Genomic DNA, 12,079 nt, shown 5'->3' with positions numbered 1-12,079 from the left:
CGACCAGATCGAGCTGGAGGTGACGGAGTCCGTCTTCCTGGAGAACACGCAGGCGCCGGAAGCCAGGATCGAGCATCTCAGGCGCCAGGGTTTCCGGGTGGCGATGGACGACTTCGGCGCCGGCTACTCCTCGCTGGGCTATCTCAAGCGGCTTCCCTTCGACACCATCAAGATCGATCGCAGTTTCATGCATGACCTGGAGACGGACCAACGTTCACGCCACCTGCTGGCGGGCATCGTCGGCCTGTGCAACCTGCTCGGCATGGACACCGTCGCCGAGGGCGTGGAAACCGAGGAGCAGTGGCATCTGCTGCAAACCCTGGGCGTCAGGCAGTACCAGGGCTACTTCCTGGGCCGCCCCATGGAGATGGCTCAGTTGATCGAGCGCCTGGGGGAGCAGCCTTGACACGGAACAGCGCCGCCCCGCTCTGGTTCGAGGCGTTCTGCCTCGCCCTGACCGGCATCGTGACCTAGGCGGACTCGGTGCAGGAGGTCGAGCCGGTAGCGCCACAGGCGGCACTGACGTAACGTATCGGACTCCATTTTCCCTCTCGACGAGCCTGCGACGACGCCTCCCATGTCAACGACGTTCAGCCTGATAGCCCCTGCATCGTTCACCCGCCCCGAGATACTGGACCAGGCCGCGGAAGCCTTGCAGCGGTTCGGCATCGAGGTGCGTTTTCCCGCCCAGCTGCAGAAGCGGCATCGCTATCTGGCCGGCGATGTCGACCATCGCCTGAAGACGCTCCACGAGGCCTACGCCGATCCCGACACCGATGCCGTGTGGGCCGTTCGCGGCGGCTACGGCTGCGCGCACCTGGCCACCGAGATCGACTGGCAGCGGCTGCCGTCCAAACCGCTGATCGGTTACTCCGACCTCAGTGTGCTGCTGGATCAGTGCCACCGCCATGGGCTGCCGGCGATCCACGGCCCGGTAATGAAGGAAGGCGTGAAGCTCACGGCCGATGATCCTGCCCTGCGTGCCGCCAGCCATCGCGACTTCGGCGCGCTGCTCGCACTCCTCGAGGGCCGACCTGCCGAGAGCGTGACCTTGACGCCCATCACGGCAACCGCCTCCGCCACCATCGAAGGGCCGCTGGTCGGAGGCAATCTCTCGACCCTGGCCAGCGTTGCCGGCACCCCCTTGGAGTTCCAAGCACCGCCAGGCGCCATCGTGATTCTGGAGGACGTCGGCGAGCCCTACTACCGGCTCGAGCGCGATCTCTGGCAACTGGCCTACTCCGGCGCGCTGGATGAGGCGGCTGCCGTCTGCATCGGTACTTTCGACAACTGCGTACCCTACGGGGACCTGAAAATAGAGACGCTGTTCGAAGCGTGGCTGACACCCCGGGGCCTGCCGCTCTACGCCGGTCTCCCCATCGGCCACGGTCGTGATAACCTGCCTTGGCGCTATGGTGCCACGGGACGGATCGCCGACAGCCGACTGCAGTTTCGCGCCTGAGTCGCTGGTTGCAGCCGACGAAAAAAAGCCGCCTCGCACAGGCGAGGCGGCAGTCGTCGGTTGGGCCCCCTGATCGCGGATTCGAACCTTACACGCGCTCGAATACCGTGGCGACGCCCTGCCCCATGCCGATGCACATGGTGGCCAGACCTAGCGTGGTGTCCTGCTGGCGCATCACGTTGAGCAAGGTCGTGCAGATACGCGCCCCGGAACAGCCCAGCGGATGGCCGAGGGCAATCGCGCCACCGTGCAGGTTGACGGCGTCGTCGAGCCGATCGAGCAGCTCGAGATCCTTGAGTACCGGGATGGACTGGGCAGCAAAGGCCTCGTTGAGCTCGACCGTCTGAATATCGCCGATCTGGAGCCCGGCGGCCTTGAGCGCCTTCTGTGACGCCGGCACCGGGCCGTAGCCCATGATCGAGGCATCGCATCCGGCCACGCCGGTCGATACCACCTTGGCGAGAGGCTTCAGCCCCAGCGATTTGGCCCGCTCGTAGCTCATCACCATCAGCGCCGAAGCGCCGACCGAGAGCGCCGAAGACGTGCCCGCGGTGACGGTGCCATTCTTGGGATCGAATGCTGGCTTGAGCGAAGCCATCTGCTCCAGCGTGGCGTCCTCTCGCACGACTTCGTCGTGTCTGATCAAGCTACGGTAGCCCTGCGAATCGTGACCTTCGATCGGCACGATCTCGTTGTCGAAATAGCCCAGGCGATTGGCCTCGCTGGCGCGCTGATGGGAGCGCAACCCGAACTGATCCTGCTGTTCGCGGGTAACGCCGTGCATCTTGCCCAGCAGCTCGGCGGTCAACCCCATCATCATCGCCGCCTTGGCGGTCGTCTTGCTGGCCGCCGGATTGACGTCGACGCCGTGGGTCATCGGCACGTGTTCCATGTGCTCGACGCCACCGATCAGGTAGCAATCGCCCATGTCGGCACGGATATTGGCCACCGCGATATGCAACGCGCTCATCGACGAGCCGCACAGGCGGTTGATGGTCTGTGCCGGCACCGAGCGGGGAATGCCGGTCAGGATGGCGGCGTTGCGCGCAACGTTCATCGACTGCTCGAGGGTCTGGTTGACGCAGCCCCAGAGGATGTCGTCGACGCCCGCGGGGTCGAGCTTGTCGTTGCGGGTGAACAGCGCCTGCATCACCGCGGCGGAGAGGTTCTCGGCGCGGACGTGACGAAAGGCGCCGTTCCTGGCCTTGGCCATGGGCGAGCGCACGGCATCGACCACCACGGCATCTCTAGCGTTCAAACTCATGACTGTGACTCCGATTGGTGGTGGGTTCAGCGATCGCTGGCGTCAGGGTAGAAACGCTCGCCGCTGGCGGCCATCTCCCTGAGCCGGGCCGTCGGTGCATACAACGCACCGAGCTCATCGGCGAGCCGGTCGGCCATCGCCACGAACTCGGCCACGCCCATCGCGTCGATGTAGCGCAGCGCGCCACCGCGGAACGGCGGGAAGCCGATACCGTAGATCAGCGCCATGTCCGCCTCGGCGGGCGACCCGACGATACCGTCTTCGAGACAGCGCACCGTCTCCATGCAGAGCGGCACCATCATGCGTGCAATGATCTCGTCGTCGGAGAGCTCACGCGTTTCACGGGCGACCCCGGCCACCAGTCGGTGCGCCTCGTCGTCGTGGACTTTCTTCGGCTTGCCCTTCTTGTCTTCCTCGTATACGTAGAAGCCCTTACCGTTCTTCTGGCCCAGGCGCTGGTTGTCGAGCATGACCTGAATCGCCGACTTGCCATCGTGGGCCATGCGATCCGGGAAACCTTCCGCCATCACTTCGCTGGCGTGAACGGCCGTGTCGATACCCACCACATCAAGCAGGTAGGCGGGGCCCATCGGCCAGCCGAAGCGCTCCATGATCTTGTCGGCGCGCTCGAAGTCCACCCCGTGCTCGACCAGGCCGCTGAAGCCACCGAAGTAGGGAAACAGCACACGGTTGACCAGGAAGCCGGGGCAGTCGTTGACCACGATCGGCGTCTTTCCCATCTGGCGGGCGTAGGCGACCGTCGCGGCGACCGCGGCGTCGGAGGTCCTGGCGCCGCGAATGACTTCGACCAGCGGCATCCGGTGCACCGGATTGAAGAAGTGCATGCCGCAGAAGTTTTCCGGCCGCTCGAGGTCGGCCGCCAGCCGATCGATGGAGATCGTCGAGGTGTTCGAGGCAAGGATGGTATCTTCCGAGACGCTGGCCTCGACCTCGACCAGCACGGCGGACTTGATCCTGGGGTTCTCGACCACCGCCTCGACCACCAGATCGACGTGATCGAAATCGCCGTAGGAGAGGGTCGGGCGAATGTTGCTCAGCACCTCCGCCAGCTTGGACTGACTGAGCTTGCCGCGCTCGAGCTGCTTGGTCAGCAGTTTGCGAGCCTCCTTCAGACCCAGCTCGATCGCCTCCGGCTTGATGTCCTTCATCAGGATCGGCGTGCCCTTGTAGGCGCTCTGGTAGGCGATCCCGCCTCCCATGATGCCCGCGCCGAGCACGGCGGCCTGGGCGACCGTTCCGGCACTCTTCTCGTACTGCTTGGCCTTCTTCTTGACCGCCTGATCGTTCATGAACAGGCCGACGAGGTTGTAGCAGACGTCGGTCTTGGCGAGCTTCGCGAACGCCTGGGCCTCGATCGCCTGCGCTCGCTCGCGGCCCTCGCCCGCCCCTTTCTGGATGACGCGGATCGCCTCGATCGGTGCCGGGTAGTGCGGCCCCGCCTTGCCGGCGACGTAGCCCTTGGCGGTCTCGAACGCCATCATCTGCTCGACCGCGTTGAGCTTGAGTGGCGACCCCTTCTCGGTGCGACGCGCGCGGTAGTCGAAATCACCGGCGTTGGCCTTGTCGAGTATGTCCCGGGCTGCAGCCATCAGCCTGTCCTGAGGCACGACGTCGTCGACGGCGCCCACCTTGAAGGCCGTCTCCGCATCGTTCTGCGAGCCACCAGCGATCCACTCGATGGCATTGTCGGCACCGATCAGACGCGGCAGGCGGACGCAGCCACCCCACCCCGGCACGATGCCCAGCTTGGTCTCGGGCAGCCCGATCTGCGCGGTTTCCGCCATGACGCGGAAATCGGTGGTCAGGCTGAGCTCGCAGCCACCGCCCAGCGCCAGGCCGTTGAGCGCCGTGACGGTCGGAAAAGGCAGGTCCTCGATACGGTTGAAAAGTGCGTGGATGCGCGTGTTCATGTCGACCAGGAACGACTCGTCCCTGGCGAACATGGCATGAAACTCGGTGATGTCCGCGCCGACGATGAATACGTCCTTGGCGCTGGCGACAATCAGCCCCTTCAGGCCGGTCTCGGCTTCCAGGGCGTCGACGGCCAGCGACAACTCGCCAATGACCGCAGACGACAGCTTGTTGATCGCTTCATCCTTGAGGTCGAACGTCAGCAGCGCTATACCGCCGTCCTGGACCTCGACCCGGATGGCATCGCCTTGATAGAGCATGGGAAATCTCCGTGCCATGACTGCGAAAAGGCCCCTCGCCATCGACGACGGGGCGAATCATACGACTGTTTGAATATCGAGAGCTTGAGCCGCGCGACAAGGGTCGTCAAGCTCAACCAAAGTCTCGCACCACCGTCTTCACCCTTTGACGATAGCGAGGGTCTGGCCGGCGCCAGAAATCCACGTCCGCCGCTTTCGCGCAAAATGGATCCCCAACCGCTAGAATGTTCCGCCCGTCGACCGGTCGGTGCTCCTCATCCGGATAACCGACCGTGCGTCCCCCCCGTGAGTCGATTCGAAGGAGCCCGGACCGTGGCCGTGAAAGAAACCGTGACGCCCCCGATACTGGCTCGGCTGGAACCACTTGTCACTCGTTTACGCCGTTACCACTGGGCCTGGCCTCCCATCGCGTTCGTGCTGGGACTGCTCGGCTTTTTCCTGGTCAATCGACAGCAGTGGCTGGGTGGCGTGCTGGCGCTGGGTCTGGTGCTGACCTGGGCGCTGTTGATCATCGAGAGCGTTGCCAGCAAATGGTTGTCGCGGCGGGGACGCAACGCGGCGCTACCTCGCGCGGCGGCGACTTTCATCGCGCAGATGGTGCATCAGGAGACACTGTTCTTCTGCCTGCCGTTTTTCCTCGCCACCACCATCTGGACCAGCGGTCAGGCGGTGTTCACCGGGCTACTGATCGCCTGTTCGATTCTCGCCATTCTGGACCCGCTGTACTTCGGACTCTCCAACCGCCACCGCTGGCTCTACTTCCTGCTCCACTCGCTGTGCGTGTTCGTGGTGATGCTGGTCACGCTCCCGATCATGCTGAGCCTGACCACCGGCGAGAGCCTGGTGCTGTCGATCCTGGCAATGATGTTCTTCAGTCTGCCCAGCGTCCTGGGACTCCTGGGATCTGGCGGCGTCACTCGCTGGCTTGCCATGGTGGGGCTGCTGATCATTCTGGGCGGCATCGCCTGGACCGGGCGCACCTGGATACCGCCGGCGACGTTGTGGCTATCCGGCAGCGCGCTCTCCCCCGGCTTCGACACGGCGGCCCGAGAGCCCAGCGGCAGCATGGTGCTGACGCCCCAGGCGCTTCGGTCGCGAGGACTCTACGTTTACACGGCGATACGGGCCCCCCGTGGGCTGCGCGAGAAGATCTATCACGTCTGGCGTCACGACGGTAACGTCGTGGAGCGCATTGCGCTGGTCATTCATGGCGGACGCGATCAGGGCTACCGGGCCTGGACGCACAAGCAGAATTTCTCCGGCGAACCGGAAGGGCGCTGGCAGGTGGACGTCATCACGCAGACCGGACAGCGTATCGGCAGCGTGCGGTTCACGGTGGCCGCGAATGACGACGCGACGGTCGCCGATGGCAGGATTCAGCGCCCACCAGGCATCCCCGGATGGAATATTCGTCATGTATTAGGGAAGAATGTTGAATAGGACGACTAATCGCCAATCATTGTGGCTTGCATTATCCTGCGGCGCTTTGGAGAATGTTAGGACGTTCACGATTCAGGTAATCCGCTATGGCACAGCATATCGGCTCTAAATTGGCACGTTTGCCGCGACTCTGGCGAGCCGTCATCGATGAACGCCTGGCACCGCTGGGTTTGACTCAGACACGCTGGGTGACACTCTGGAATCTGCGCAACATGGGCGGAGGCCAGGCCCAGTGCGACCTGGCGCGAGCCATCGGCGTGGAAGCCCCCTCGCTGGTGCGGACGCTGGACCAGCTCGCTGAGCAGAACCTGATCGAGCGTCGCCCATGCGCCGAGGACCGACGCACCAAACGGCTGCACCTGACCCACGAGGCGACACCGCTCCTGGAAAAGATCGAGAAGATCGTCAACGAGGTGCGAGACGAGATGCTGGGTGGCTTCACGCCGGACGAGATCGACATCTTCGAGGGCATGCTGGACCGCATCGAGAAGAATGGTCTGGAGCTGCAACGCCAATCCGAGCAGGCCAAGGCCAGCTGACGACCCGATACCGGCGCTGAGACGGCCCACCCGCCGCGACACCGCGATGCCACCAGGGAGGGTGGCGCCGCCCGTCATAGCGGCCTGGTGGGAACTTCGGCCTTTTTCCCGCTTCCGGCCAGCCTGTCCCGCATGGCCAGCCAGTTTGCCCAATCCTGCTGAAAATCCTCCAGGCTCATCGCCTCCTGCCACCAGACGCACATCGTGTGCTTACCGGATTCGACGATCAGCGCATCCTTCGGCAAGGCATCCAGCCACTGCTCGAGAGACCGCAACCGCTCGGCGTCCAACGGCGGTAGCGGTGCCTGGCGCCACCGCCACTGACCCGTTGCCGCCTCCAGTGCGTCACTGGCGACGTCGTTGCGTATCAGCGTGAAGTCGCTACCGGACGCCGTGCCCGGGTAGCGCAGTCGATACCCCGTCAGGGCGACATTCGGCAGTGCCAGCGGCGCCTTGGTGAAGTTCAACTCCCCGCCATTGGCCTTGACGTACCGACGCAACTGGCCACGTAGCGTCTCGCCACGACTAGGCCGCAGCCACACCATTGGCGAGAGCATCAGTAGTATCGCAATCAACAGAAACCCCAGTACCGCCATAAATTCTCCTATATTCCGCGCTCGGCTTCTTGGTGATCGCTATAGATCCGGACATGAAACGATGCATCGTGCCTTGGCGGTGACATCACGTTGCGTCGCGTGAACACATGCCTGATGATCGGCTGCGGCGCCTGACCGCAGGTCGTTGCCGAAAATAGCGTTGTGCCGTTCATTGGCCGCGCTTACAGTTATCCATGTTCATTCGCCGGACGGGGGATTACCCGATGAGCAACGAATACCATCACGTGCTGGTTGCCGTGGATCTGACCAAGGATTCGCACAAGGTCCTGGAACGAGCGATTCCCATCGCGCGCCGCAACCAGGCCAAGCTCTCGATCATCCACACGCTGGAGCCTTTGGGATTTGCCTATGGTGGCGACATCCCCATGGACTTGACGAGCATTCAGGACCAGCTCGACGAACATGCGACACAGCGCCTGGCCGATATCTCGGACCCTTACGACATTCCGCGGGAGGATCAGCATATCGTGGTCGGAATGCCGGACACGGAGATCCAGCGCTTCGCCAAGGAGCACGACGTGGACCTGATCGTCGTGGGTTCCCACGGCCGCCACGGCTTCGCCCTGCTGCTGGGCTCGACATCGACCGGCGTACTGCACGGCGCCGAGTGCGACGTACTGGCGGTCCGCGTCGGCAAGGATGGTGAAACCGAAGAGTGAGGCCGATGCCCCGCACTCACCGCCCGCCCACGGCGGGCGGTGAGCAGGTACTCTGCCACGCCTTCAGCCACTGCCTTCCGCCATCGCCTCCAGCTCCATCCACCGCTCCATGGCCCGATCCAGCTCCGCCTGGGTGTCCGACAGCGCTTCGATGGCCTGGCTCACTGTCTCGCCATCCTGCTGATAGAAATCCGGCGCCCCCATCCTGGACTCGAAGTCGGCGATCCGCGCCTCCAGCGCCTCGATCGTAGCCGGCAGCGTGTCGAGCTCGCGCTGCAGCTTGTAGGAGAGCTTCTGGCGGCGCTTGTCGCCATCTGCCTTCGCCGCCGACTGACTGTTCGGGGCCGTCTGCCGCTCGGCCAGTTTCTGCTGGGCCTTGCGGGCTTCGGCCAGCTCCCAGGGCGCCGGCGGGAGACGACCGCCCTGGCGCACCCAGTCGCTGTAGCCACCCACGTAGCTGCGCACGACGCCGTCGCCTTCGAAGGCCAGTACGTCGGTGACCACGTTGTCCATGAAGGCGCGGTCGTGGGAGACGAGCAATAGCGTACCCTCGAAATCGAGCAGCAGCTCCTCCAGCAGCTCCAGCGTCTCCACATCCAGATCGTTGGTCGGTTCGTCGAGCACCAGCACGTTGGCCGGCTGGGTGAAGAGCTTGGCCAGCAGCAGCCGGTTGGACTCTCCGCCGGACAGCGCCTTGACCGGCTGTCTTGCGCGCTCGGGCGTGAACAGGAAATCCTGCAGGTAGCTGATGACGTGCTTGTCCTTGCCCGCCACCGTCACCTTGTCGCTGCCCTGGGCGACGTTGTCGTAGACGCTCTTGTTCGGCTCGAGCCCGGCGCGCAACTGGTCGAAGTAGGCAACCGAAAGGTTGGTACCCATTCTCACGCTGCCCTCGCTCGGCTCGAGCTCGCCCAGCAGGATCTTGAGCAGCGTCGTCTTGCCGGCGCCGTTGCGCCCGATCAGACCGATACGATCGCCACGCTGAATCTCCAGAGAGAGATCGCGGATAATGCAGGCATCGGCGTAGTACTGCGTGACATTCTGCAGCTCGACGACCCGCTTGCCGCTACGCTCGCCGCTATCCACCTGGAACGACGCCTTGCCTTGGCGCTCACGACGCCGGGAACGCTCGTTGCGCATCTTCTCGAGCGCTCGCACACGCCCCTCGTTGCGGGTGCGGCGTGCCTTGATGCCTTGGCGAATCCAGGTCTCTTCCTGTGCCAGTTTCTTGTCGAACTCGGCGCGCTCGCGAGCCTCGACCTCCAGCTCGTGCGCCTTCTGCGCCTGGTAGGTGGCGTAGTCACCGGGATAACGTCCCAGCCGCCCGCGATCGAGCTCCAGGATGGTGGTCGCCAGCTTCGACAGGAAGGCGCGGTCGTGGGTAATGAACAGCACCGCACCCTCGAACGCCAGCAGCTGTTCCTCCAGCCAGGTAATGGTATCGATATCGAGATGGTTGGTCGGCTCGTCGAGCAGCAGCAGATCGGGGCCCGACACCATCGCCCGCGCCAGCGCCACCCGTCGACGCCAGCCTCCCGACAGACCGCTCATCATGGCGTCGGCGGGCAGGCCAAGACGCGTCAGCACGGTATCGATACGCTGGTGAAAGGACCAGCCATCCTGCGCCTCCAGGCGCGTCTGCAGCGTCTCCAGGCGCCGCATGTCCGGTTCGGCCATCGCCACCAGACGGTGATACTCGGCCAGCAGCTCCCCGGTCTCGGGCAGGCCCTGGGCGACGACTTCGAAGATCGTCGCCTCGTCGGCATCCGGCAGGGTCTGCTCGAGCACGCCGATCTTGAGTCCCGGTGCGCGCCAGATATGGCCATCATCGGCCTGGTTGTCGCCCGAGATCAGTTTCAGGAGGGTCGACTTGCCGGTGCCGTTTCGCCCCACCAGCGCCAGGCGTTCTCCCTTCTCGATCTCCAGATCCGCGCCATCGAGAAGCGTGTGGTGGCCGTAGGCCAGTTGCAGTTGTTCAAGGCGTAGCAGAGCCACGTGGGACCTCGCGATCGTGAGTCTTCGAAATGACGTGAGTGGGTAGCTTGATGGCTATTCCGGCCGAGCGTGTCGTCGGCCCGCATTGTACCTTGCCAGCCCACCCTCGCCGAAATGGATTGGCTTACGCTTCGCCCCTGGACCCGTGCGCTTTACAATGCCTGCCGACAAACTTCTCCCCGACCGAAAGGAGTGCCGCGTGAGCGACACGCCACAGCAGCAAGCATCCGGCCACGACACCCCCCTGCCGGAAGCGTTACGCATCACCTCGCCGTCACCGCTGGTCGATATCGGCGCCAACCTGACCCACGACAGCTTCGAGCGGGATCTCGAGGCGACCCTTACTCGGGCGGCCGACGCCAATGTCACGACGCTGGTGGTGACTGGCGCGGATCTCGAAGGCGCCACCAGGGCGGCTCGACTGGCGACTCGATTTCCCGGCCTTTACGCGACGGCCGGCCTGCATCCTCATCATGCCTCCGAGTGGTGTCCGGAGCTGGAGCAGGCGATGCGTGAACTCCATCGACACGAGTCGGTCGTCGCCGTGGGAGAGTGCGGTCTCGATTTCCACCGCAACTTTTCCTCTCCCGCGGACCAGGAGCGCGCCCTGGAAGCGCAACTCGCGCTGGCGGCGGAGTCTGGCTTGCCGCTGTTCCTCCACGAGCGAGATGCCGGGAAGCGCATGCGGGAGATCCTGAGCGAATGGCGGGATCGCCTCGGCGACGCCGTCGTGCACTGCTTCACCGGAGATCGGGAGACGCTCCACGGCTATCTCGACCTGGACCTGCACATCGGCCAGACCGGCTGGCTCAGCGACGAACGCCGCGGTCATCATCTCCGCGAGTTCGTCGCCGACATCCCCGCCGAACGCCTGATGGTGGAAACCGATTGCCCCTACCTGCTGCCGCGCAACCTGCCGGCGAAGATAAAGGGGCGCCGCCATGAGCCGGCTCTGCTACCTTGGATAGTGAGAGAACTGGCTCACTGGCGCGGCGAGAGCGAAGCCGAGTTGGCACATCGAACCACGCTGACGGCCAAGCGCTTCTTTCGGCTGAACGAGGACGCTGGCAAATGACCGACTATCCAGGATTCATCGCCGTCGAGACCGGCGACGACAATTCGCTGCCGCTGGCCATTGCCTGGGCGCTACCCAACGGTCAGATCAAGCACACCCTGATCCAGCCGGACGACGAGTGGCTGGACGACGAGCTGCTCTCCCTCGGTGGCTACGATCTCGACGAGCTTCGACATCTCGGCATCAGTCCGTTGGACGTGCTCAGGGAGCTGGAGAACGACCATTTCAGCGAGACACTCTATACGGCGGGCGTTCAGGATGATGAAGCCGCCCTGTCGCTGATGTTCGACGACTTCGGTGTCGACCCCTTCGTCGAGCTTGCCCCGGCGGCGAATCTCTACCCGGAACTCGATGCCGGCGACTGGTCACGGGCCCGCAGCGAGCTGTTCGGAGAGATGGGGCTGGAGCCCCTGCGCCCGGAGCACGAGGTCCAGGTCATGCTCCACCTCCATCAGCGTCTCCTTCAACGGGACGAGTAGCGCCGCGCGCCGCCAGCCGTTGCCGCCCCGCCGCAACGGCTGCCTCAATCCCGCCTCCTCCACAGTAGAAGACGGCGAGCGCATCGATGAGCGCCTGTGCCCTTATGGGGATCCCTTCTCGTCGGTATCGCGCCGCCCGCGCCGCCACCTTGGCACTGAACGCGTCTCGGTCCACCTCGACGCCATCGAGATTGTCGACGCTGACCTCGAACGACTTGTAACACGCCTCGCTGAGTAACGCCTCCAGCGCCTGGGGCGCAGTCTCGACACGCTCGAAGTCGACCTGCCGCTCGGCATCCCGACCGTCGGGCTCATACCAATAGCCGTAATCCTCGAGCTGGCGACGTGCCTCGCCGG

General features: G+C 64.4%; 12 protein-coding genes. 7 read left to right on the top strand and 5 right to left on the bottom strand.

Annotated elements, in window-relative coordinates; all coding sequences use genetic code 11:
- Together AC3AYF_RS11980 and AC3AYF_RS11975 are read left to right on the top strand one after the other, a co-directional pair.
- On the top strand, positions 1-406 hold a 406-nt coding region (locus AC3AYF_RS11980; protein ID WP_487779776.1), incomplete at its 5' end, for an EAL domain-containing protein.
- A 171-nt stretch (positions 407-577) separates the two neighbouring features.
- Positions 578-1,462, top strand: coding sequence for a S66 peptidase family protein (locus AC3AYF_RS11975; protein ID WP_295038853.1), 885 nt, complete (start codon positions 578-580; stop codon positions 1,460-1,462).
- Between the two features lie 88 nt (positions 1,463-1,550).
- On the opposite strand, the gene fadA is transcribed toward AC3AYF_RS11975, so the two are convergent.
- Entirely contained in the window at positions 1,551-2,726 is a 1,176-nt protein-coding gene (fadA, locus tag AC3AYF_RS11970) for an acetyl-CoA C-acyltransferase FadA (RefSeq protein WP_295038851.1), read from the bottom strand.
- A gap of 26 nt (positions 2,727-2,752) precedes the next feature.
- Complete coding sequence (gene fadB, locus AC3AYF_RS11965) at positions 2,753-4,918, bottom strand: fatty acid oxidation complex subunit alpha FadB (RefSeq protein WP_295038849.1); 2,166 nt, start codon at positions 4,916-4,918, stop codon at positions 2,753-2,755.
- Positions 4,919-5,230: 312 nt separating this feature from the next.
- Between fadB and AC3AYF_RS11960 the strand changes: the two genes are divergently transcribed.
- Positions 5,231-6,358: a DUF5924 family protein gene (locus AC3AYF_RS11960; RefSeq protein WP_295038847.1), complete on the top strand. Its 1,128-nt coding sequence runs from the start codon at positions 5,231-5,233 to the stop codon at positions 6,356-6,358.
- Positions 6,359-6,444: 86 nt separating this feature from the next.
- The gene (gene slyA, locus AC3AYF_RS11955; RefSeq protein WP_295038845.1) at positions 6,445-6,897 is read left to right on the top strand and encodes a transcriptional regulator SlyA; all 453 of its coding nucleotides are present in this window, start codon (positions 6,445-6,447) and stop codon (positions 6,895-6,897) included.
- Positions 6,898-6,971: 74 nt separating this feature from the next.
- Here the strand turns inward: slyA and AC3AYF_RS11950 are convergent, their stop codons facing one another.
- Entirely contained in the window at positions 6,972-7,493 is a 522-nt protein-coding gene (locus AC3AYF_RS11950; RefSeq protein WP_295038843.1) for a hypothetical protein, read from the bottom strand.
- Between the two features lie 224 nt (positions 7,494-7,717).
- Here AC3AYF_RS11950 and AC3AYF_RS11945 point away from each other — a divergent pair, with 224 nt between their 5' ends.
- A complete protein-coding gene (locus tag AC3AYF_RS11945) occupies positions 7,718-8,173 on the top strand; it encodes a universal stress protein (protein WP_071230430.1) in 456 nt (151 codons plus the stop codon).
- A gap of 63 nt (positions 8,174-8,236) precedes the next feature.
- Here AC3AYF_RS11945 and AC3AYF_RS11940 read toward each other — a convergent pair whose 3' ends face one another.
- A complete protein-coding gene (locus AC3AYF_RS11940) occupies positions 8,237-10,168 on the bottom strand; it encodes an ATP-binding cassette domain-containing protein (RefSeq protein ID WP_295038841.1) in 1,932 nt (643 codons plus the stop codon).
- A gap of 199 nt (positions 10,169-10,367) precedes the next feature.
- On the opposite strand from AC3AYF_RS11940, the gene AC3AYF_RS11935 reads away from it, so the two are divergent.
- Together AC3AYF_RS11935 and AC3AYF_RS11930 are read left to right on the top strand one after the other, a co-directional pair.
- Positions 10,368-11,243: a TatD family hydrolase gene (locus AC3AYF_RS11935; protein WP_295038839.1), complete on the top strand. Its 876-nt coding sequence runs from the start codon at positions 10,368-10,370 to the stop codon at positions 11,241-11,243.
- Positions 11,240-11,722: a hypothetical protein gene (locus AC3AYF_RS11930; protein ID WP_295038837.1), complete on the top strand. Its 483-nt coding sequence runs from the start codon at positions 11,240-11,242 to the stop codon at positions 11,720-11,722. The genes AC3AYF_RS11935 and AC3AYF_RS11930 overlap by 4 nt, the downstream gene beginning before the upstream one ends.
- Here AC3AYF_RS11930 and AC3AYF_RS11925 read toward each other — a convergent pair.
- Positions 11,679-12,079 (bottom strand): elongation factor P hydroxylase (locus tag AC3AYF_RS11925; protein ID WP_295038835.1); only part of this gene is annotated, 401 nt, incomplete at its 5' end. The two genes, AC3AYF_RS11930 and AC3AYF_RS11925, sit on opposite strands and share 44 nt — an antisense overlap.

This window comes from Salinicola sp. (assembly GCF_982684285.1).
Note: the sequence above shows the minus strand (reverse complement) of the source record. Positions and strands in the feature narration are given on the sequence as shown.